Source organism: Spirillospora sp. CA-142024 (assembly GCF_050942325.1).
Lineage (GTDB): Bacteria > Actinomycetota > Actinomycetes > Streptosporangiales > Streptosporangiaceae > Spirillospora.
In genome coordinates, this window is the sequence record NZ_CP192077.1 from 5,496,630 (window position 1) to 5,518,840 (window position 22,211).

Genomic DNA, 22,211 nt, shown 5'->3' on the forward strand with positions numbered 1-22,211 from the left:
TCGACGTAACGCGCGTCACACGCGTGCGCCCGGGCCGGGTCACGCCGAACCCTCATGACCACGGCCAACGGCAAACGCAAGATCATCGGAGAAGTTGATGTCAGAGGCACGCCGCGTCCCCCGGGACCGGACACGCGCAGCCGTGGCGGGCTGCGGAGCAGGGGGCATCGGGCATGAATCCCGCTGAGGACACGGGCCCCGGCGAGGACGCCGGCCCCGCCATGGACGGCGATCGCGTCACGGACGCGGGCCCCGCTCCGGTTCTGCTCGACATGCGGTCGATCACCAAGACGTTCCCCGGCGTGACCGCCTTGGCGGACGTCAACCTGGCGGTCCGCACCGGCGAGATCCACGCCATCTGCGGCGAGAACGGCGCCGGGAAGTCGACCCTCGTGAAGGTGCTGAGCGGCGTTCACCCGCACGGCACCTACAGCGGAGAGATCGTCTACCGCGGCGAGGAGGTCAGGTTCGGCGACATCCGCGCGAGCGAGAACGCCGGCATCGTGATCATCCATCAGGAGCTCGCGCTGGTGCCGGGGATGTCGATCACCGAGAACGTCTTCCTGGGCAACGAGCCGCGGCGGGGCGGCGCGATCGACTGGAGGGGCGCACGCCACCGCGTCCTGGAGCTGATGGAGCAGGTGGGCCTCAAGGAGGACCCTGACGCGTTCGTCAGCGACATCGGCGTCGGCAAGCAGCAGCTGGTCGAGATCGCCAAGGCGTTCGCCAAGGACGTGAAGCTGCTGATCCTGGACGAGCCGACCGCGGCCCTGAACGAGACCGACTCGCGGCACCTGCTCGACCTGCTGCGCGAGTTCAAGCGGCAGGGCATCACCTCGATCATGATCTCGCACAAGCTCAACGAGATCGCGGCCGTCGCCGACTCGATCACGATCCTGCGCGACGGGCGGACCATCGAGACGCTCGACGTCCAGGCCGACGGGGTCGACGAGGACCGCATCGTGCGCGGCATGGTGGGCCGGGAGCTGAGCGGCCGGTTCCCCGACCGCACCCCCGACATCGGCGAGGTGTTCTTCGAGGTCCGCGACTGGACCGTGCGCCACCCCGTCTCCGCCGAGCGGCTGGTCTGCAGGAACTCCGGCTTCACCGTCCGCCGCGGCGAGATCGTCGGCTTCGCAGGCCTCATGGGCGCCGGGCGCACCGAACTGGCGATGAGCCTGTTCGGCCGGTCCTACGGGGCCTGGGAGGGCGGGCACGTCTACAAGGACGGCAAGGAGGTCCAGCTCAAGACGGTCGCCGACGCCATCAAGAACGGTCTGGCCTACGTCAGCGAGGACCGCAAGGCGATCGGGCTCAACCTCCTCGACGACATCAAGACCTCGGTCGTCGCCGCCAAGCTGTCGAAGATCGTCCGGCGCGGCGTGATCGACAAGGTCCGGGAGCACAAGGTCGCCGACGAGTACCGCCAGAGCCTGCGGATCAAGACGCCGACGGTCGACGAGGGCGTCACCAAGCTCTCCGGCGGCAACCAGCAGAAGGTCGTCCTGGCGAAGTGGATGTTCACCGATCCGGACCTGCTGATCCTCGACGAGCCGACGCGCGGCATCGACGTCGGCGCCAAGTACGAGATCTACGGGATCATCCAGCGGCTCGCCGGCCAGGGCAAGGGGGTCATCGTCATCTCCTCCGAGCTTCCCGAGCTGATCGGCCTGTGCGACCGGATCTACACGGTGTTCGAGGGGACCATCACCGGCGAGGTGCCGCGCGGCGAGGCCGACCCCGAAGTCCTCATGAAGCAGATGACCTCTACCAAGAAGACGGCGACGCAATGAGCCGATACCAAGAGCTGAAGAAGAACCTCTTCGGGGGCACCACGTCCAACGCCCGGCAGTTCGGCATGATCTTCACGCTGGTGGCGATCGTGCTGCTGTTCCAGGTCCTCACCGACGGCCTCACCCTGACGTCGGGCAACCTCATCGCGGTCGTCAGCCAGTACTCCTACATCCTGATCCTCGCCGTCGGCATGCTGATGGTGATCGTCGCCGGCCACATCGACCTGTCGGTCGGCTCGGTCGCCGCGTTCACCGGCATCATGGTCGCCAAGGCGATGGACGAGCACAATCTGCCGTGGCCCGCCGCGATCGCGTTCGGCCTGCTCGTCGGCGCCGCCATCGGCGCCTGGCAGGGCTTCTGGGTCGCCTATGCGGGGGTGCCGGCGTTCATCGTGACGCTGGCCGGGATGCTGCTGTTCCGCGGCGCGAACCAGTACGTCGGCAACGCCGACACGGTGCCGGTGCCGGAGGGCTTCCGCAAGATCGGGGCCGGCTTCCTGCCCGAGGTCGGGCCCGACACCGGCTACAACAACCCCACCCTGCTGCTGGGCCTGGCCGCCTGCGTCGCGGTCGTGTGGCGGGAATGGCGCGCCCGGCAGGTACGTCAGCAGATGGGCGCGGATCTCACCCCGCTGTGGGTCTCGGGGATCCGGCTCGCCGTGATGCTCGGCGTCATCATCTTCGCCACGCTGCGCTTCGCCGGCGGCCGGGTCGGCACCAGCCTGCCGATCTCCGGCATCATCCTGGCGGCCCTGGTGATCGCCTACTCGTTCTACACCCGCAACGCCGCCGGCGGCCGGCACATCTACGCGGTCGGCGGCAACGCCCGCGCCGCCGAACTGTCGGGCGTGAAGCTCCGCCGGGTCAACTTCCTCGTCATGACGAACATGGGGATCCTCGCCGCGCTGGCCGGCATGATCTTCGTGGCGCGGTCGGCCGCCTCCGGCCCACAGGACGGCCTGAACTGGGAGCTCGACGCGATCGCGGCGGTGTTCATCGGCGGCGCCGCCGTCTCCGGTGGTCTCGGCACCATCAGCGGTTCGATCATCGGCGGTCTGGTCATGGCGCTGCTCAACAACGGCCTGCAGCTCGAGGGCGTCGGCTCGGACCGGGTGCAGATCATCAAGGGCCTGGTGCTCCTGCTCGCCGCCGCGCTGGACGTCTACAACAACAAGCAGGGCCGCTTCTCGGTCTTCGGATCGATCATGCGTCCGTTCAAACGCGACGACGGGTCGTCGCCGCCGGACACGACGTCACCGCCGTCTGGCGAGGCCGATACGGCCGATAAGGCGGACAAGGCCACGGCCACCGGCTGACCGTTCCAGCCGACCGCCAGGTTCCACCACCGCCGCTGGCGCGGCACCCACCACCCCTCGTAAGACACCGAGAAAGGCCACCCCACAATGCGCTCACTCTTCACCAAGACCCTCGCGGTCGGCGCGGCAGCCATGCTCGCGCTCACCGCCGCGTCCTGCTCCAACGACCGAGAGGGGTCGGACAGCGGCGATGGGGGCAAGGGCTTCGCCAAGGACTCCCTCATCGGTGTCGCGCTGCCCGCCAAGACGTCCGAGAACTGGGTCCTGGCCGGCGACCTGTTCACCAACGGCCTCAAGCAGGCCGGGTTCAAGGCCGACGTGCAGTACGCGGGCGCCTCGACCACGGTGGCCGACCAGCAGGCCCAGATCTCCTCGATGGTCACCAAGGGCGCGAAGGTCATCGTCATCGGCGCGACCGACGCCGCACAGCTGTCCACCCAGGTGGCGCAGGCCAAGCAGTCCGGCGCGATCGTGATCGCCTACGACCGGCTCATCACCAACACCAAGGACGTCGACTACTACATCGCGTTCGACAACTTCAAGGTCGGCCAGCTGCAGGGGCAGGCCCTGCTGGACGGCATGAAGGCCAAGAAGCCGAAGGGCCCGTGGACCATCGAGCTGTTCTCCGGCTCGCCGGACGACAACAACTCCGCGGTCTTCTTCAACGGCGCGATGAGCGTCCTCAAGCCGCTCATCGACAAGGGCGAGGTCAAGGTCGGCTCCGGCCAGACGAACATCAAGCAGACCGCCATCCAGGGCTGGAAGGCCGAGGGCGCGCAGCAGCGCATGGACTCGCTGCTGACCTCCACCTACAGCAAGAAGAACGTCGACGGCGTGCTGTCGCCGAACGACACCCTGGCCCGCGCGATCCTCACCTCTGTCAAGGGCGCCGGCAAGCCGCTCCCCGTCGTCACCGGCCAGGACTCCGAGGTCGAGTCCGTCAAGTCGATCATGGCCGGCGAGCAGTACTCCACCATCAACAAGGACACCCGCAAGCTCGTCGGGGAGACCGTGAACATGGTCAAGACCCTCCAGGGCGGCGGCAAGCCCCAGATCAACGACACCAAGTCCTACAACAACGGCGCCAAGGTCGTCCCGGCGTATCTGCTCCCGCCGGTCATCGTGACCAAGGAGAACGCCGCCCAGGCGTACGCCACCGACCCCAAGCTCTCCCAGCTCACCAAGTAAGCGCCTGAACGGTCCGGCGGGGCGTCGGTCCCGCCGGACCGTTTCTCCATCGACCTGCAGACCCTGACGAAATGCACACTGGCACGCAGCTCTACCGGCTGGACAACCCCGTACGCGACTATGCGTGGGGTTCACGGACGACCATCGCGGACCTGCAGGGCAGGCCGTCACCCACCGCCACCCCCGAGGCAGAGGTCTGGATCGGGACGCATCCGTCGGCGCCGTCCAGGATCGCCGGCGGAACCGACCTCCTGAAGGAGATCGAGGCGGACCGGGCCGGCCTGCTGGGCCCCGCACACGACCGCCTCCCCTTCCTGCTCAAGATCCTCGCCGTCGCCGAGCCGCTGTCGATCCAGGTGCACCCCGATGCCGGCCAGGCCCACCGCGGATTCGCACGGGAAGAGGCGCTCGGAATCCCGCTCGACGCCCCGACGCGCAACTACCGCGACGACTGGCCGAAACCGGAACTGGTCTACGCCGTCACCACATTCGACGCGCTGTGCGGTTTCCGCGCGCCCGAGGCGGCCGCGCGCCTGCTGCGCCGCCTGGACGGTCCCCGGCTGCGACGCGTCGCGGACATCCTGGAACAGGGCGGCCCCGAATCGGCGCTGGGCTCACTGAACGAATGGCCGGTCGCCGACCGTCCCGCCCTGGTCGCCGAGATCGGCGAAGCCGCGGTAACGGGCGGCGGCCCCGACCCCGCACACCGCGCGGCGGCGATGATCGCGACCCACCACCCGCAAGACCCGGGGGTCGTCGCGTCCCTGCTCTTCAACCTGATCACGCTCCAACCCGGCGAGGCCCTCTACACGGCGCCGCGCACCATCCACGCGTACCTGCGCGGGACCGCCATCGAGATCATGGCCTCCTCCGACAACGTGCTCCGCGGAGGCCTGACCGGCAAGCACATCGACCAGTCCGAGCTCAAAGCCGTCACCGACTTCACCCCGGCGCGGCCTGAAGTGCTGGAGCCGCGCCCCCTGGCGACGGGCGAGGAACTGTACGCCACCCCCGCCCCGCAGTTCCAGCTGACCAGGCTGCGCCCACGCCCGCACATCGGCATTCCGGCCCCCGGTCCCAGCGCGATCCTCTGCCTTGAGGGCTTCCTGCACGTGACACGAGGTGACGCCACCGAACTCCTCAGCCCGGGCGAGGCCCTGTTCGTGCCGTATGAGGGCGCCGGCCCACTGGTGATCGAGGGCGAAGGGCTGGGATTCCGCGCATCCGTCCCGTGCGGCCGGAGTTGAGGCCCCGCCCCTCACATTCGAACGGAGGAGGTGGGGGGCGGGGCCGGCCACCAGCATCGCTCCCAAGACGCGGGTGACCCTTCGGCGGCGGACGGAGGGGGTGTTCGCCGCCGGTATCTCACACAGCGCATTTGCTCGCCGGTATGTCACGCTGCTCGGGTCAGTCGCCCGACTCGTGCGCACGCAGGTTCCGAGGTTCGGACGTCACCGGGCCAACGCTGTGGCGTGGCGTCGGGGACTGGTCGCGGGGAGGCGGGGTAAAGGCGCTGCATGGACGAGTCCCCCCTGCGCCTCGGCGTACTCGACATCGGTTCCAACTCCTCCCATCTGCACGTGGCCGACCTCGCCGTCGGCCACGCGCCACGGCCGGTCCGGTCGGTGAAGAGCGCCGTGCGGCTGGCCGAGGCCACCGACCGGCGCGGCGTCATCGGCCGTCCCGCCGTCGGCCGGCTGATCGCCGCGGTGCGGGAGGCGACGGCCGCTGCCGCCGCGCTCGACGTCGGCGAGCTGGTCCCGTTCGCGACGTCGGCGCTGCGCGACGCCGCCAACCGCGAGGACGTGGCCGCCGAGGTCCGCGCCGCGACGGATGTCACCCTCGGCTTCATCACCGGCGAGCAGGAGGCGCGCCTGACCTTCCTCGCCGCCCGCGGCTGGTACGGGTGGTCGGCAGGGCCGATGCTGCTCGCCGACATCGGCGGCGGCTCCATGGAGCTGGCCTACGGCGCGGGACGCGAGCCGGAGATCGCGCTGTCGCTGCCGCTCGGCGCCGGCCGCCTCACAAGGCACCACCTGCCGCCGTCGCCGCCCGTGCGCAAGCGCACGCGCAAGGCGCTCCGCGCGCACGTCAGGTCCGTGCTCGCCGAGGCGACCGCCGAGATCGCCGAACGGCCCGCACCGGTCCTGGCCGTGGCGACGTCCAAGACCTTCACCCAGCTCGCACGACTCTGCGGGGCTCCCAAGGCGAAGGCCGGCCCTTACCGCCAACGACATCTCCACCGCGACGAGCTGCACCCGTGGATCCCGAAGCTGGCGAAACTGCGGGACAAGGAGCGAGCCCGGCTGCGCGGAGTGAAGGCGACCCGCGCCCACCAGATACTCGCCGGCGCCATCGTGGCCGAGGGCATCATGGACGTGCTCGGGCTCGACCGGCTCACCATCTGTCCATGGGCACTACGCGAAGGCATCGTCCTCCACCGGCTCGCCGAACTGGCCGAAGGCCAAAGGCCCTGCCTGTCCCCCGGGCACCGGCCCGCGACCATGCACGATGCACGCCTGCACGCCGTCCCTTGAACGCGTCTACCAGGGCACCATTGACGTCGCGTCAATCCGTAACCGGCTCCGCGATCCCACCACGTGATCCACGGGACGCGGCCTGGTGTCGCGCTCGGCGGTATTCGCCGGGCGGGACTCCGTAATGGCGGCGGAACGCCAGGTGGAGGCCCACGGACGAGCGGTACCCGATCCGTTCGGGGATGGCCGCCAGCGGTGTCGCGGTCTCGCCGAGCAGCCGGGCCGCCTCCCGCATCCGCCGCCCGGCCAGGTGGCGGGCGGGCGCCTCGCCGACCAGCCGGGTGAACGTCGCCGCGAACGCCGACCTCGACATCCGCGCCTCCCGGGCCAGCGACTCCAGCGTCCACGGCTCGGCGTACCGAGTCTGGATCACCAGCAGCGCCCGCCCGATCGCCGGATCGCGCAGCGCCGGCGGCATCCCGCCGAGGCGGTCCAGTGCCGCTCGCAGCGCCAGCACGAAGACCAGTTCGAACGCGCGCAGCGCGGCCAGCCCCCCGCACCGCGGAGTCAATCCCTCCAGCGTCCCGGACAGCAGTGGCTCGGCGGCCAGCACCGTACGGTCGAGCACGATGATCTCCGGCAGCGACCGGTACAGCGGCGACATCGCGGCGGCGTCGTAGTGGAGGCCGCCGCAGAGCAAATCGGTCATGCGGCCGGGGCCGTCCACCCGCACCTCGGTGGTGCCGCCCGCCGGGCGCCCGGGAAGCATCAGGTCCAGCGGAGTAGTGGCGCGCCCCGGCCGGTCCGCCAGTTCGTGCGCCGTCCCGTGCGGGAAGACCGCCAGTTCCCCCGCGCCCAGCATGACCGGTTCGGACGTCCCGGGCATCGTGATCGCGCACTCGCCGGACCGCACGTAGTGCAGGATCGCGTTGCGCTCCCGGTCGCCCCGGAGCCCCCAGGGCGCCCGGGCCTCCCAGTGGCTGACGAACACGCCCTCCAGCCGCAGCGGAGCCAGCAGCTCATCAAGGAGATCTGCTGGACGATCGTTAATCAGACCCGGGCGCATGCTTATGGAAGGTACTCGACACCTCCGGCACGCTGGGCGCCATGACCGAGACATACCTGGTGATCGGCGCCACCGGCGCGCAGGGCGGGGCCGTCGCGAAGCACCTCGAACGGGACGGGCACCGCGTCCGGGGCTTCAGCCGCAGGCACGGCGACCTCGCCGACCCGGCGGCGGTCCGGGCCGCCTTCGAGGGCGTGTCCCGCGCATCGGTGACGCTGCCGATGGTGTTCGACCGGGACCGCGTGGCGCGATACGTGGACAACATCATCACCGCGGCCCGCCGGTGCGAACGGATCGTCCTCAACACAGGCAACCGCCTGCCGGCCACCCGAACGTCCGTCGCCGCCTTCGAGACCAGGCGCGACGCGGCCGACGCCCTGCTCGCCTCGGGCATCCCCGCCGTCGTGCTGCGACCACCCGTCTACCTGGAGAACCTCCACCCGGCCGGGGGCGTTCTGTCCTACCCGATCCCGCCCGGCCACCGGGTGGCCTGGCTCGCCCACGACGACCTCGGCGCCCTCACCGCCGCCGCTCTCGGCCGCGACGATCTGGTCGGGACCTCGATCGACATCGGCGGCAAGGACGTCGTCACCGGCCCAGAACTCGCGTCCGTCTTCGGCGTGGAATATGTCTCCGTGGAGCCCGGCACGTTCCAGGCGTTCATGGCACCGGTGATCGGCGAGGCCGCCGCTGCGGGAGTCGCGGACACGTACCGCTGGCTGTCCGCCCCCGAGAACGCGCGCTTCTACGACGGCGCCCCGGACAAAGTGGAGGCCCTCTTCGACGTCGAACTCACTCCGCTCCGCACCTGGGCCGCCCGATGAACGCCATCGAGGAGGTCCTCGATCACCACCGCTTCATCGAGTCCTGGCTGAGCGGAACGGCGGCCGACCTGGGCGGCTTCTTCGACATGCACACGCCGGACTTCACCTGGTACGACCCTGACGGCGCCATGCTCTCGCTCCCGGAGCTGCGCACCGCCATGGAAAGGGCCCACGGCACCGTACCCGGACTGCGCATCCGGATTCGCGAACCGCACGTTCTCCTGGACCGCGACGGCCTGGTCGTCGTCACCTACGAGGAACATCATCCCGACAGCGCCCGCCGAGCCGTGGCGATATTCGTACCCGCTCCGGAAGCCCGCAACGGCCTGCTCTGGCGCGGCCTCCACGAGACCTGGACGCGCCCCAAGACCCCTTGAAACGTGTCGAGATCGGTGAAGGCGCCGATGGATTTTCAGGCCAGGCCGGGTTCGATCAAGCGGTGGCGTAGTCGGACAGGGCAGGTTCCAGCAGGTCGAAGGCTCGGGTGGCTTCGGCACCGATGGTGCGGGCGATCTCGTCGTTGGAGTGTCCGGCGAGCGTGAGGGTCTGGATGCGCTGGAACAGGACGCGGTGGACGGTGCCCAGCAGCCCGGCGGCGGTCTGGACGGTGATGTCGTCCACCTGGGCGCCGGTGGCCTCGGCGAGAGCCCGGGCGAGGCGGTGTTCGCGCTGGTCGTGCAGGCCGCGCAGGCAGACGGTCAGCGTGGGGCTGTCGGCGATCATGCCGGCGAATTCCGGACCGGAGAACCCGGCGACCGGGTCCTGGGCGGCGACGGCGCCGGTGAAGGCGCGGCGCAGCGCGGCGAGCGCCGACTCCCCCGGACGTCGCGTGGTGACGGTCTGGGCCAGGGAGGCGGCGAACTCCTCTTGGTGGTCCAGCGCGAGGTCTTCCTTGCGGGGGAAGTAGTTGGTGACCGTCTTCTTGGCGACGCGGGCGACGGCGGCGATCTCGGCGATGGTCGTCTGCTCGAAGCCCTGGGCGATGAACAGCCGGGTCGCGTGGTCGGAGATGAGCTGCCGGGTCTCTTGCTTCTTGGTCTCGCGCAGCCCGGCGGCAGGGACGGAGGTCTGGGTAGCCATGGCGCAATCTTACCCTCGTAGCATCTTTATGTTGACACTCTTGGGACTCTGGGCTAAATTTATGTCCGTCGCAAGTTTGCGACGATGGAACGCTGAATCCGAAGGGGGCGCCCATGCGCAAGCACACCCACGACTCCGCCGCCGTGTCCCAGCCGCAGCAGCCCGAGCGGCCCCCGCTGCGCGGCGCCGAACTGCGCCGCCCGCCGTCCGACCATCGCGTCCGTGCGCGGCAGCAGGCCCGGGGAGCCCGCATCGTCCCCCGCCGCCGCGGCTACTGACCCGCCACCACGCGAACCGCCACCGCACCTGAAGGAGACCCGTGCAGTTCACCGCCTCCACCGTCTCGCTGACCGTCGACGACGTCGCCGCCTCGCAGGAGTTCTTCACCATTCACCTGGGCTACACCGTCCAGCAGGCCGCCGACGGCTTCGCGTCCCTGACGCGGTCCGACGCGTTCGACATCGTCCTGCTCGCCCGCGGCATCCAGGTGCTGCCGCCCGAGCAGCGCGACCAGCGCGCCGGCGGCCTGATCCTGGCGTACACCCTCGCCGACGACCTGGCCGGGCAGGAGAAGCGCCTGCGCGACGCCGGAATCGAGATCACCATGCCGCTGCGCGAGGAGCCATGGGGCGAACGCCTGTTCCAGGTCACCGACCCCAACGGCGTGATCGTCCAGTTCGTTGAATGGGCCCCGTCCACCGCCTGAGCCCCTGCCCCGCATCGCCACCACCCTCGACGGTTTCATCGCCGGGCCGGACGGCGCCGCCGAACAGGGCGTCGCCTTGGGCCGCCTCGGTCCAGTCGAGCACGCCGGTGATCTCGCCACCGGCGACGAACACGTGGGCGACCTGGGCCATTACGGCGGAGTTGGCGAGGTGAGCATGTCGGCCGTCGCGCGAGAGCACGATTTCGTTGCGGTCGGCATCCGAAAGTGACACGCGGGTGCCGATGAACGACACGGCACCGGCGATGGTGCGTGGGCGCGGGTGGGCTGCTCGGTCACGGTCGCGCTTCTCGGGTCGGAGCGGGTTGGACGAGGCCGGTCTGGTAGGCGATGACGACGAGTTGGGCGCGGTCGCGGGCGCCGAGTTTGGTCATGGCGCGGTAGATGTGGGTGCGCACGGGTCAGCGGGCTGACGACGAGCCGGTCGGCGATCTCGGTGTTGGGGCGGCCCTCGGCGACGAGGGTCATGACCTCCCGCTCGCGTGCGGTCAGGTCGGCCAGGCGTTCCGGCGGGGCCAGCCGGGTCTCGGGTTCGGGGGTGGCGAGGAAGCGGGCGATGAGTGAACGGGTGGCCGTCGGGGACAGCAGGGCTTCGCCGGAGGCGACGGTGTGGATGGCGCCGAAGATGTCGTCGGCGGTGATGTCCTTGCCGAGGAAGCCGCTGGCGCCGGCGCGCAGCGCGCGGGCGACGTGCTCGTCGGTCTCGAAGGTGGTCAGGATGAGCACGCGGGTGGCCGACAGGTCCGGATCGCCGCAGATGGCCGCGGTCGCGGTCAGGCCGTCCATGCCGGGCATGCGGATGTCCATCAGGACGATGTCCGGATGGTGGGCGCGGGTGAGCTCCACCGCCTCCTCGCCGTTGGTGGCTTCGGCGACGACCTCCATGTCGTCGCGTGAGTCGATCAGGGTCCGGAAGGTGGTCCGCAACAGGGTCTGGTCGTCGGCGAGCAGTACGCGGATGCTCACTGGTCCCCCTCCTGGAGTGCGCGAGGTTGGAGCGGAAGTGCGGCGGCGACCTCGAAACCGCCTTCGCGGCGGGGCCCTACGCGAAGGTCTCCGCCGACGGAATGGGCGCGTTCGCGCATGCCTATGAGTCCGAAGCCGCGGCCGGGGTCGGGGTCGGGGTCGGCGGGGACTGGGCCGTTGTTGGTGACGGTGATGGCCAGCCGGGTGCCGGAGTAGTCGAGCCGCACGTCCGCCGCTTGGACGGCGGCGTGCTTGGTGACGTTGGTGAGAGCCTCTTGGAGGATCCTGTACGCGGTCAGGTCGACCACGGGTGAGAGCGGCTGCGGCTTGCCGTGGGTGGTGACGGTGACATCGCGCCCAGCGGCTTGGCAGGCCGATACCAGCTCGGGGAGGCGTGCGAGACCGGGGGCCGGGTCCAGGGACTGCTGTTCTGGGTCGTCGGCCTGCCGTAGCAGACCCACGGTCGTCTTGAGCTCGCGTAGTGCTGAGGCTGTGGTGCCGTTGAGGTCCGTGAGGATCTTCTGCATCTGCTCGGGCCCGGTACGCGCCATGTAGGAGGCAGTGGCGGCCTGGGCGTTGGCCAGGGCCAGGTGGTGCGCGACGACATCGTGCAGCTCGCGGGCGATGCGGATGCGTTCCTCGGCGACGCGCAGGCGCGCCTCCTCCTCGCGGGTCTGCTCGGCGTGCTCGGCGCGGGCCTGCACCGACGCCAGATAGGCGCGGCGGAACCTGGCCTGGCTGCCGCCGACCAGCGGCAGCAGCAGCCAGCAGAAGGGGCCGACCGTCTTGAGCAGGACCACGTCCCCCGAGGGGTCGTAGATCACTGCCAGGCCCACCAGCGCCACGATGGTGGTGACGCCGTAGACGCGCGTGGTCTTCGAGTCGGTGAGAGCGGCCAGCCAGTACAGCGCCCCCATGGTGGGTGCCAGAAGCAGAGGCGTGAGCAGGTAGCCCAGAATGCTCAGGCTCGCGGCGCCGGCCGTGGTCACCACGACGGCGGTGCGCGGGTGGCTCCGCGCCGCCAGCAGCGCGATGCAGGAGATGCCGGCGGGAAGTTCACCGGGCAATGTGTTGTCCGGCCGGTCGATACCGGGTGTGATGAGCGAGACGCCCAGGGCCGCACAACCCATCAGCGCCAGCATCACGATCACGTCGACGGCGTGGGGGTGGCGGTCGGTGTAACGCTCCAGGCTGGTGGTCATCGGACTCTCCGGTCAGTGCACTAGGTCCATCAGACGCGGGCCTCGGCCGGGTCGGCCGGGACTGCGGCCGGACGGCGGCTGAGGGCCTCGCCTTCCACGTCGACGCGTGGAAGTATCCGGTCCAGCCGGCGGGGCAGCCACCAGGCGCGCCGGCCGAGCAGGGCCAGGACCGCCGGGACGATGGCCATGCGGACGACGAAGGCGTCGAAGAGCACGGCGGCGGCCAGCCCGAACCCGATCATCTTGATCATGGAGTCGTGTTCGCCGATGAAGCCGCCGAAGACGGCGATCATGATGAGCGCGGCGGCGGTCACGACGCGGGAGCTGTGCCGGAACCCGGTGACGATCGCTTCGGCGGGTGTCGCCCCGTGGACGTGGGCCTCGCGCATCCGGGTGACGAGGAAGACCTCGTAGTCCATGGCGAGCCCGAACACGATCCCGACGAGGAAGATCGGCATCAGGCTCATGATCGGCCCGGTCTGTTCCACCCCCAGCAGCCCGGCGCCATGACCGTGCTGGAACACGGTGACGACCGCGCCCAGGGCGGCCAGCACCGACAGCAGGAAGCCCAACGCGGCCTTGAGCGGGACGAGCAGGGACCGGAAGACCACCAGCAGGAGCAGGACCGCCAGGCCGACGATCACCGCGAGATACGGGATGAGCGCGGCCTGGACCTTGGCGGCCATGTCGATGTTCACCGCGGTCAGGCCGGTGACCTCGAAGGTCGCCTCGCTCTGGGATTCGAGTGCCGCGCGTTCGCCGCGGATGGTCTTGACCAGGTCCTTGGTCTTGGCGTCGGTGGGGCTGGTGGACGGGGTGGCGGAGAACACCGCGGTGTCCCCGGCGTCGTTGAACTGAGCCTGCGACACCCCGGCGACCCCGGCGGTGGCGCCGATCTTCGCGGTGATGGTCTTGACCGCGGCCTTCGGATCCGCGGCACCCTGAGCGTCCACCACGATGGTCAGCGGCCCGTTGAACCCGGGACCGAACGCCTTGGCGAGATCGTCGTAGGCCCGGCGCTCGGTACTGGAGGGCGGCTTGGCCTCATCCCCGGGCATGCCCAACCGCAGGCCCGTCGCCGGGATCGCCAGGGCACCCAGAGCCACCACACTCAAGAACAGTACGGAGACTGGACGGCGCAGTACGAACCGGGCCCAACGCTCGCCCCGGCCGTCCTGGTCGTGCTTGCCGGCCCCAGCACCCTGGCCCTTCCGAACGGCCCTGGACAGCACGGCGTCGGGCCAGAAGCCCAGCAGGGCCGGGACCATGGTCAGCGCGATGAGCACGGCGACGATGATCGCGGCGGCGGCCGCCAGGCCCATCTTGGCCAGCACCGGGATGCCGGCCACCGACAACCCGGCCAGCGCTATGACCACCGTCAGCCCGGCGAAGACGACGGCCGACCCGGCGGTGCCGACGGCCAGCCCGGCCGCCTCCTGCGGCTCGCGCCCCCGGGCGCGTTCCTCCCGGTAGCGGGACACGACGAACAGGGCGTAGTCGATCCCGACCGCCAGGCCCAGCATCATGGCCAGCGTGCCGGTATTGGTGGACAGGCCGAGCGCGTCGGCCAGCGCCATGATCGAACCGAAGCTGATCCCCACGCCCAGGATCGCGGTCAGCAGCGGCAGCCCGGCCCCGGCAAGTGACCCGAAGGTCAGCAGCAGCACCACGGCGGCCACCGAGATGCCGATGATCTCCGCCGCCCCGCCGAGTCCCGTGTCGTCCAGCGCGTCGCCGCCGGCCTCCACGGTCAGCCCGGCGTCCCGGGCCTGATCGGTGGCCTTCGCCACCGACTCGCGGCTGGCGTCGGTGACATCGCTGGACGGCACCTTGTAGGTGACGGTCACGTACGCCGTCGAGCCGTCCTTGCTGATCGCGTCCGATTCGAACGGGTCCGCAGTGTTGGCGACCTGCGACCCGCCGGCCAGCTCGTCCACGGCCTTCTCGATGGCCGTCTTGTTGGCCGACGCGGTGACCTTCTGCCCGTCCGGCGCGACGAAGACCACCCGGGCGGTGGCGCCGTCGGCCGTGGCCCCCGGGAACCGCTGCCCGATCAGATCGAACGCCTGCTGCGACTCGATCCCCGGCATCGAGAACTCCTCGTCGGGGGCATCCGGGGCCTTAAGGAACGCCCACCCGACAGCGACCAGCACGGCCACCCACCACAAGGCGACGTAACGCCGCCGCCGAAAGGCCCAGCGGCCCAGTCGATACAGCAAGGAAGCCACGGCAGGAAACCCCCATGTTCGCTCTCGGATCTCCCGTCCATGCTGGTCAAATCGGGTGCCACCCGTCGTCGTACGCCTGCCGACAATCCCGGCTACTCAAAACGCGTACTCGCAACGGCGCCGGCTCCTCAGGCGGCGACCAGTACTTCCTCACGGTGCGGTGGGACGGCGTGACCGTCGGGGAGCAGCTCACCGGTGTCGTCGAAGACGACGACACCGTTGCAGAGGAGGCTCCAGCCCTGTTCGGGGTGTGCGGATACCACACGGGCAGCCGCGTGGTCGTACGCGCTGGCGGCCGGGCATTGTGGCTCGTGCTGGCACACGGTGTTCACTCCATTGCTTGGATGCCGATGTCCTCAGCCTTCGCCATCCGTGGACGCGTGTCTTCGCAGGCAACCGCCAAACTCGACCACCTGCTGGCGGTCTCCGGATATTCCGGCTAGCTGCAATGCGGACCCTGCGTCCGGGCAGCACGCTGAAGAGGTGGCCATTAGTTGTCTCCTCGTCGACGACAACGATCGCTTTCTCGGAGTCGCCCGCGCGGCGCTGGAGCGAGAAGGCATCGTCGTCTCCGGCGTCGCGTCCACCATCGCGGACGCTCTCGCGCAGACGGCGAGGCTATGTCCTGACGTGGCCCTCATCGACGTCGATCTCGGCGGTGAGAGCGGGTTCGATCTGGTGGAGCGGCTCGCCGAACTGCCACCGTCGCGGCGGCCGAGCACGATCCTGATCTCCTCGTACACCGAGTGCGACTTCGCCGACGTGATCGCTTCCTCCCCGGCCGCCGGATTCGTCACGAAGCTCGAGCTGTCGGGCACGGCCATCGAACAGGTCCTCGGAGCCGCGGGTGATCGCCCGGCACAAGGCGGCTGAGAGCACCCGGGGAACCGTTTTACCGGGTTTCAAGGAATTTGAGGACCGCGAGCACCCGGCGATGGTCATCTTCGGTTTCGGGCAGCTGCATCCTGGTGAGGATGCTGCGAACGTGCTTCTCGACCGTACCCTCGGTGATCCACAGCCGGTGTGCGATCCCGGCGTTCGACCGGCCCTCCGCCATGAGGGCCAGCACTTCGCGTTCCCGCCGGGTGACCGACTCCAGCAGATCGTCCCGGTGATGGGCGGTGATCAGCTCCTGCACCAGACCCGGGTCGACGACCGAGGCCCCCTGCGCGATCCGCTCGACCGTCTCGACGAAGTCGGCGACATCGGTTATCCGGCTCTTGAGCAGGTAACCCACACGCTGTCCGGCGGCGAGAAGCTCCATCGCCTCCTCCACCTCGGTGTGCGCCGACAGGAGAAGGATCCCGATCCCCGGATGCTCCTTGCGGATGACGCGGGCCGCATCGAGCCCTTCCGTCGAATAGCCCGGGGGCATGCGGATGTCGACGATGGCGAGGTCGGGCCGCTGTTCGCGGACGAGGCCGAGCAGCTCTGCCGCGTCGCCCGCCTGCCCGACGATCTCGAAGCCTGATCGTTCGAGCAGGCTGGCGAGACCTGCGCGTAGCAGGACGTCGTCGTCTGCCAACGCTATGCGCATTGAAACTTCCTTCACCCCCTCGCTACCTGAGAGTAAGGTTACTTGTTTCGAGCATCACGCGGCAGTTGCCAGGGTGAGAGCCGGCAATTCGAGGGCACAACCGCCGCCACCGAATTTGTGGCCTAGGCGAATGATTTGCAGTTCCTGTACTCAGACATAGTTTTCATTTGCTTTCACATAGGTGTAACCAGGCTATGAGGTCGGGCCGGACCGGTGTGGAGGTGCCGATGAGGACAGGCGGGGGGCTGCAGGGTCGAAATCCGCCCGCTCGGGCCGAAACAGTGCACGAGAGTGAACGTACGCGCGTGACTCGGCTCTTCTTGCCTGGACGCACGGTCATCCGCAAGGAGCCGCTTGGACCGGACGCGCAGCGACGCCTGCAGCGTGAGCTGGCGATGCTGGACCGGCTGCGCGATGTCGGTGGGATCGCGCAGCCGGTGAAGGCGCCGCAGTACCCGGGGTCGATCGTGGTGGAGGACGTTGGTGGCACCAGTCTGGCCGGACTGGCGAAGCCGCTGGCCGTCGATAACCTGATCGGGCTCGCGGTGGAGCTGGCCCGGGCGGTGGCGGGGATGCACAGCCGGGGGGTGATGCACCGGGACATCACTCCCGCGAACATCGTGATCTCTCGCGACGGCGCCCCGTACTTGGTGGACTTCGCCTTGGCGACCTCCTTCGCCGGGATTCGTCCCGAGTTCACCCACCACACTGAGATCGTCGGGACGTTGGCGTATCTGGCGCCGGAGCAGACCGGGCGCACCGGCCGATCGGTGGATCAGCGTGCCGACCTGTACGCGTTGGGCGCGACGTTGTACGAGCTTGCGACGGGGGAACCGCCGTTCGGTTCCGGAGACCCACTGCGCCTCACCCATGATCACTTGGCTCGGGTGCCGGTGCCGCCGGCCGAGGTGAACCGGGTCCTGCCGGGGCCGCTGTCGGCGATCATCATGCATCTGCTGGAAAAGGAGCCGGACAACCGCTACCGGACCGCGGAAGGCGTGGTCTACGACCTGGAGCGGTTGCGGGACCCCCATGCACGCCCGGCGGCGACTGCGCTGCGGGTCGGCGAGCGCGATTTCCCGCTGCGGCTGCTGCCGCCATCGCGGCTGGTGGGACGCGATGACGAGGTGGCGGCGCTGGAGACGGCGTTCGAGGACGCGATGCTGGGCCGCTGTCGTGGAATGCTGATCAGTGGCGCGCCAGGGGTGGGTAAGACGTCGCTGGTCGATGAGCTGCCGATGATGGTGACGGACCATGACGGCTGGTTCGTGACGGGCAAGTTCGACCCGTACCGGCGGGATCTGGAGTTCGACGCGATCAATCAGGCGTTTCGGGCGTTGGGCCGGCTGTTGCTGGCCGAGCCGGAGGACGAACTGGCCGGCGTCCGCGAACGGATCTTGGAGGCGGTCGGGGCGAACGCGGGTCTGCTGACCGCGGTGGTGCCGGAGTTCGCGGCGCTGCTAGCGGTGCCGCCGGATCCCGGGGATCCGCTGACCGCCCAGGTGCGGGCACAGCGAGCGGGCGTACAGGTGTTGAGGGCGGTCGCCTCGCGGAAGCGGCCGGTGGTGTTGTTCGTCGATGACCTGCAGTGGGCGGGGCGCACCCCGGTCGGCTTCGTTGATCTGGTGCTGAGCGAGGAGCCGGTCGACGGCCTGTTGCTGGTGGCCGCGTACCGTGAAGACGACGTGGACGCTGCGCATCCGCTGGCGGCGCTGCTGTCCCGGTGGCGAGGACAGGCTGGAGTGCGGCACCTGCGACTGGCCAGCCTGCCCCTGCCGAGTCTCGTCACCATGGTCGCCGAGATGCTCCACATGGGCCGGGCGGCGGCGGCGGGGTTGGCCGAGGTGATCGCCCCGCACACGTCGGGCAATCCGTACGAGACCGTGGAACTGCTCAACGCGCTGCGCCGCGACGGCGTGCTGGCGGGGACGGCCGCCGGGTGGCGGTGGGACGAGGCGGCCGCGCGTGCTCACCTGGGCGAGTCAGAGGTGACCGGGCTGCTGATGGCGCAGGTTGAGGCCATGCCGGCGCCGTCCCGGGCGATGGTGGAGGCGATGGCGTGCCTGGGCGGGCGAGCCGACCTGAGCCTGTTGCAGGCCGCCACCGGCGATCCGGCAGCCGAAGTGGATCAACGCCTGGCGCCCGTCCTCGACGCGGGTCTGCTGGTCATGGAGCCCGGCCCGCGCGAAGGGGTGTCGTTTCGCCACGACCGGATCCGCGAAGCGATCCTGGGCGGGTTGGACGCGCGGCGGCGACGCACCCTGCAACTGGCCATGGCGCGTCGGCTGGCCGAGATGCCCGAGTTGTACGCGGTCGCGGCGGAGCAGTACCTGCCGGTGGCCAGCGCGGTGGACGACGCCGCGGAGCAACGGGTGGTGGTGGGGCTACTGCGGCGTGCCGCCGACCAGGCGGCTTTGATCGGAGACAACGCGCTGGTGAACGCGCTGTTGGCCGCTGCGCTGCGACTCGCCGACCCGGGAGAGGTCACCACGCTGGTCGAGCTGCACACCGGCCGCCACGCCGCCTTGTTCAACCTGGGACGCCTGGACGAGGCGGACCAGGAGTACCGGACGATCGAGGGGCTGTGCACCAGCACCTTGGAGCGTGCCGACGCGACGGTCGTGCAGGTGCGCAGCCTGACCCACCGGGGCCGTCTTACGGAGGCGATCGGTCTAGGCGTGCAGTCGCTGCGTGAGCTGGGCATCGCCGTACCCGCAGCGGACCGGCTCCCCGCCGAGCTCGACCACCGGTTCGAGTATCTGTACCGCTGGTTGGACCACACCGACGGCGCCGACGATCTGGCTCGGCCGGACATCACCGAGCCCGGGCTGCTCGCCGCGACCCGTCTGATCAACGCGATCCTGCCGGCGGTCTACTTCGTCGCCGACCACGCCACACTCGGCTGGCTGAGCCTGGAAGCGCTGCGGATCTGGCTTGAGCACGGCACGTGCCGCACCCTGCTCGGCCCGGCGAGCCACATCGCCTTCGCCGCTGTGGCGCTGCGCGAGGACTACGCCGCCGGGTATCGGGCAATACGGCGGGTCCTGGCGCTGGGCGAGGCCCGCGGCCACGAGCCCGACACCTCGCAGGCGCGCTTGCTGTTCGCTCTCCTGGCCGGCTGGTCCGAACCGATCGAAAACGCTGTCCAAGCAGCTCAGCGGGCCCGCGAAGGGTTGACCGCGGGGGGCGACCTGGCGAACGCCGGCTATACCTACCCGACCGTGGCAGGCCTGCTGGACTGCGCGCCATCACTGGACGTCTACGTCGCCGAGGTGGAGGCGGGGCTGGCCTTCGTGCGGCGTATCGGCGGCGAGCAGACCGGCCAGTGGCTCGACACGTACCGGTGGCTGGCTGGTGTGCTGCGTGGCGAGAACGCAGCCGCGGCGGGCGAGGCGGTCCCCATCGACAGGTACGCCGACAACCCGCTGGCCCTTCTCTTCGCGCACATCAACCATGCGGCCGTCGCCGCGATCTTCGGCGACCCGGTCAGCCTGACGCAGCACACCGCGGCGATCATGCCGCTGCTGCCGACTGACCTGGGCTACTGCTACTACCCGACCGCCGCGGCATACCTGCTGCGCGGGCTGGCCCTCGCCGAGCAGGCGCGCACCGCGCACGGCGACGAGTGCGGCGGTCTGCTGTCCGAACTGGACGATGTGACGCGGTGGCTCGCCGCACGCGCCGCGGACGCGCCGGCGAACTTCCTCCACCTGCTGCGATTGGTCGATGCGGAGCGGGCATGGGCGGTCGGCGACTTCCGAGCCGCCGTCCTCGCCTTCGACGCCGCGCGGCGCGAGGTCGCCGAGCGGCAACGCCCATGGCACCGGGCCTTGATCGCCGAACGCGCGGCCCGCTTCTACCTCGCGCACGGCGCCGAACACACCGGCTACGATCTTCTAGCCCAGGCCCGCGGGGACTACCTCGCGTGGGGGGCGACCGCGAAGGCCGCCCAACTGGACTGGGCCTACCCGACGCTGCGGCCACCAGCCGACGCGACCAGCGGGCCCCGCGTCGAGCGGTCCGATGATCTTTCCCATCACCGCTCCATCGTCACGACCGGAACGATCGACCTGCTCGGCATTCTGTCGGTATCGCAGGCGCTGAGCTCGGAGACCAGTGTCGAGGGGCTGCATTCGCGCGTGGCCCAGGTGCTGCGCGCGATGACCGGCGCCACCGACGTCCATCTGCTGCTGTGGAGACCCGACCGGCGGGTCTGGCTGCTGCCGACCCCCGGCAGCGACGGCACGGTACCCGCCGACGGCCCTGGTCACGGACGCGCGGTCCCGATGTCGGTGCTGCGGTACGCCCAGCGGATGCGCGAGCCGCTGGTCGTGAGCGACGTCATCCGAGACGACCGTTTCAACCGCGATCCCTACTTCACCGGCATCACCTGCTGCTCACTGCTAGCCCTTCCCATCCTCAACCGGGGCAGGCTGCAAGCGCTGCTGGTGCTGGAGAATCGCCTCATCCGCAGCGCGTTCTCCACCGAACGGCTCGACGGTGTCAAGCTCATCGTCGGCCAGCTCGCCGTCTCCCTCGACAACGCCCAGCTGTACGCCGGGTTCCGCCGGATCGCCGACGAGCAGACCGCCTTGCGGCGGGTGGCGACGCTGGTCGCCCGCGGGGCAGCGCCGGATCTCGTGTTCACCGTGGTGGCCCGGGAGGCCGGCACGCTCTTCGGCGCCGACGGCACGGCGATCATGAGGTTCGAGCCGGACAGGGAGGCGACGCTGATGGGCGGCTCCGGACTCATTCACTCCCCGCCGGGTTCGCGCGGCAAGCTCGACGCCCACTCGGCCATGGCGTCCGTCCAGGCCACGGGTCGCGCAGCTCGCCGCGACGTGGACGAGCCGGCGTCGGCGAGTCCGACCGAGCCCCTCTCCGAGGGAGTCCGCTCCGCGGTCGCCAGCCCGATCGTGGTCGAGGGTCGGGTCTGGGGCGTCATGGGCGTCGGGTCACGGCACGAACGGCTGCCCAAGGACACGGAGCAGCGGCTGGCCGACTTCACGGAACTCGTCGCGACCGCCATCGCCAATGCGGAGAGCCGGGCCGAGCTCACCATGTCGCGTGCGCGGATCGTCGCCACCGCCGACCAGACGCGCCGGCGTTTCGAGCGGGATCTGCACGATGGCGCCCAGCAGCGGCTGGTCTCACTGGCGCTGCAGTTGCGCGCGGCGCAGGCGGTGGTGCCGCCCGAGCTCGGCGAGCTCGGCGCGGAGCTCGGCCACGCCGTCGCCGAGGCGACCGACGCGCTGGACGAGCTGCGCGAGCTCGGGCGCGGTATCCACCCGGCGGTCCTGGCCAAGGGCCTCGGCCCGGCGTTGCGCACGCTGGTCCGCCGCGCGCCGATCCCGGTCGACCTTGACCTGTCAGTGCAGGAACGGCTGCCCGAGCATGTCGAGGTCAGCGCGTACTACGTCGTCGCCGAGGCACTGACCAACGCGGCCAAGCACGCGGACGCCTCGACCGTCACGGTCACTGTCGAAGCCGACACCGCGGTCCTCCACATAGCGGTCAGCGATGACGGCGCCGGTGGCGCGGACTTCACCCACGGCACCGGCCTGGTCGGGCTCAAGGACCGCGTGGAGGCGCTCGGCGGTGAAGTCTTTCTCGACAGCCCGCGTGGAACGGGCACAACTCTGCGCGCGGACCTCCCGCTCACCGCCACGAACGGCGGCGTCATCTCCCGCTAGTGCTGCGTCGGGCAACGTTCTGTCCATGCCGATCTCAGCAGTACACCTCCGCCGCCTTCACCGCACCCGACGAGGTGACACACGTTCGGGTTGCAGGAGACCGCAACGTTCGGGTTC

18 protein-coding genes and 1 pseudogene are annotated in these 22,211 nt (G+C 70.0%); 11 read left to right on the forward strand and 8 right to left on the reverse strand.

The annotated features are described in order from the left end of the window. The first annotated feature begins 221 nt into the window (after positions 1-221). From mmsA to ACQPZP_RS26405, 5 genes are all read left to right on the forward strand, one after another. The gene (mmsA, locus tag ACQPZP_RS26385) at positions 222-1,793 is read left to right on the forward strand and encodes a multiple monosaccharide ABC transporter ATP-binding protein (RefSeq protein ID WP_433479679.1); all 1,572 of its coding nucleotides are present in this window, start codon (positions 222-224) and stop codon (positions 1,791-1,793) included. Continuing rightward, positions 1,790-3,109 (forward strand): multiple monosaccharide ABC transporter permease, encoded by a 1,320-nt coding sequence (mmsB, locus tag ACQPZP_RS26390; protein ID WP_433472406.1) that lies wholly within the window; start codon positions 1,790-1,792, stop codon positions 3,107-3,109. The genes mmsA and mmsB overlap by 4 nt, the downstream gene beginning before the upstream one ends. Positions 3,110-3,196: 87 nt before the next feature. Further along, entirely contained in the window at positions 3,197-4,297 is a 1,101-nt protein-coding gene (locus ACQPZP_RS26395) for a substrate-binding domain-containing protein (RefSeq protein ID WP_433472407.1), read from the forward strand. Positions 4,298-4,368: 71 nt separating this feature from the next. Beyond that, positions 4,369-5,544, forward strand: coding sequence for a mannose-6-phosphate isomerase, class I (gene manA / locus ACQPZP_RS26400; protein WP_433472408.1), 1,176 nt, complete (start codon positions 4,369-4,371; stop codon positions 5,542-5,544). Positions 5,545-5,814: 270 nt separating this feature from the next. Beyond that, positions 5,815-6,834: a hypothetical protein gene (locus ACQPZP_RS26405; RefSeq protein WP_433472409.1), complete on the forward strand. Its 1,020-nt coding sequence runs from the start codon at positions 5,815-5,817 to the stop codon at positions 6,832-6,834. Positions 6,835-6,865: 31 nt separating this feature from the next. Here ACQPZP_RS26405 and ACQPZP_RS26410 read toward each other — a convergent pair whose 3' ends face one another. Continuing rightward, positions 6,866-7,840, reverse strand: a complete 975-nt coding sequence (locus ACQPZP_RS26410) for a cupin domain-containing protein (protein WP_433472410.1) — start codon at positions 7,838-7,840, stop codon at positions 6,866-6,868. A gap of 41 nt (positions 7,841-7,881) precedes the next feature. On the opposite strand from ACQPZP_RS26410, the gene ACQPZP_RS26415 reads away from it, so the two are divergent. Continuing rightward, positions 7,882-8,664 (forward strand): SDR family oxidoreductase, encoded by a 783-nt coding sequence (locus tag ACQPZP_RS26415; protein WP_433472411.1) that lies wholly within the window; start codon positions 7,882-7,884, stop codon positions 8,662-8,664. Further along, a complete protein-coding gene (locus ACQPZP_RS26420) occupies positions 8,661-9,041 on the forward strand; it encodes a DUF4440 domain-containing protein (protein ID WP_433472412.1) in 381 nt (126 codons plus the stop codon). Before ACQPZP_RS26415 ends, ACQPZP_RS26420 begins: the two co-directional genes overlap by 4 nt. 55 nt (positions 9,042-9,096) lie before the next feature. On the opposite strand, the gene ACQPZP_RS26425 is transcribed toward ACQPZP_RS26420, so the two are convergent. Next, the gene (locus ACQPZP_RS26425; RefSeq protein WP_433472413.1) at positions 9,097-9,744 is read right to left on the reverse strand and encodes a TetR/AcrR family transcriptional regulator; all 648 of its coding nucleotides are present in this window, start codon (positions 9,742-9,744) and stop codon (positions 9,097-9,099) included. A 113-nt stretch (positions 9,745-9,857) separates the two neighbouring features. Here ACQPZP_RS26425 and ACQPZP_RS26430 point away from each other — a divergent pair, with 113 nt between their 5' ends. Together ACQPZP_RS26430 and ACQPZP_RS26435 are read left to right on the forward strand one after the other, a co-directional pair. Continuing rightward, entirely contained in the window at positions 9,858-10,022 is a 165-nt protein-coding gene (locus ACQPZP_RS26430) for a hypothetical protein (RefSeq protein ID WP_433472414.1), read from the forward strand. A 41-nt stretch (positions 10,023-10,063) separates the two neighbouring features. Beyond that, positions 10,064-10,450, forward strand: coding sequence for a VOC family protein (locus ACQPZP_RS26435; RefSeq protein ID WP_433472415.1), 387 nt, complete (start codon positions 10,064-10,066; stop codon positions 10,448-10,450). Here the strand turns inward: ACQPZP_RS26435 and ACQPZP_RS26440 are convergent. The 5 genes and pseudogenes from ACQPZP_RS26440 to ACQPZP_RS26460 form a co-directional block, all read right to left on the reverse strand. Then, positions 10,392-10,703 carry a hypothetical protein gene (locus tag ACQPZP_RS26440; RefSeq protein ID WP_433472416.1) on the reverse strand — a complete coding sequence of 104 codons (312 nt, stop codon included), beginning with the start codon at positions 10,701-10,703 and terminating at the stop codon, positions 10,392-10,394. The two genes, ACQPZP_RS26435 and ACQPZP_RS26440, sit on opposite strands and share 59 nt — an antisense overlap. Before the next feature lie 40 nt (positions 10,704-10,743). Continuing rightward, positions 10,744-11,434, reverse strand: a pseudogene (locus ACQPZP_RS26445) (response regulator). Next, entirely contained in the window at positions 11,431-12,636 is a 1,206-nt protein-coding gene (locus ACQPZP_RS26450) for a sensor histidine kinase (protein WP_433472417.1), read from the reverse strand. The pseudogene ACQPZP_RS26445 and the gene ACQPZP_RS26450 overlap by 4 nt, the downstream one beginning before the upstream one ends. 29 nt (positions 12,637-12,665) lie before the next feature. Next, a complete protein-coding gene (locus tag ACQPZP_RS26455) occupies positions 12,666-14,789 on the reverse strand; it encodes an MMPL family transporter (RefSeq protein ID WP_433472418.1) in 2,124 nt (707 codons plus the stop codon). A gap of 203 nt (positions 14,790-14,992) precedes the next feature. Further along, on the reverse strand, positions 14,993-15,187 hold the full coding sequence (locus ACQPZP_RS26460) for a DUF5999 family protein (protein WP_433472419.1): 195 nt from the start codon (positions 15,185-15,187) through the stop codon (positions 14,993-14,995). A 160-nt stretch (positions 15,188-15,347) separates the two neighbouring features. Here ACQPZP_RS26460 and ACQPZP_RS26465 point away from each other — a divergent pair, with 160 nt between their 5' ends. Further along, a complete protein-coding gene (locus ACQPZP_RS26465) occupies positions 15,348-15,737 on the forward strand; it encodes a response regulator (protein WP_433472420.1) in 390 nt (129 codons plus the stop codon). 19 nt (positions 15,738-15,756) lie between these two features. On the opposite strand, the gene ACQPZP_RS26470 is transcribed toward ACQPZP_RS26465, so the two are convergent. Then, the gene (locus ACQPZP_RS26470; protein ID WP_433472421.1) at positions 15,757-16,401 is read right to left on the reverse strand and encodes a response regulator transcription factor; all 645 of its coding nucleotides are present in this window, start codon (positions 16,399-16,401) and stop codon (positions 15,757-15,759) included. Between the two features lie 305 nt (positions 16,402-16,706). On the opposite strand from ACQPZP_RS26470, the gene ACQPZP_RS26475 reads away from it, so the two are divergent. Then, positions 16,707-22,094, forward strand: a complete 5,388-nt coding sequence (locus tag ACQPZP_RS26475; protein WP_433472422.1) for an AAA family ATPase — start codon at positions 16,707-16,709, stop codon at positions 22,092-22,094. The last annotated feature ends 117 nt before the right edge of the window (positions 22,095-22,211 follow it).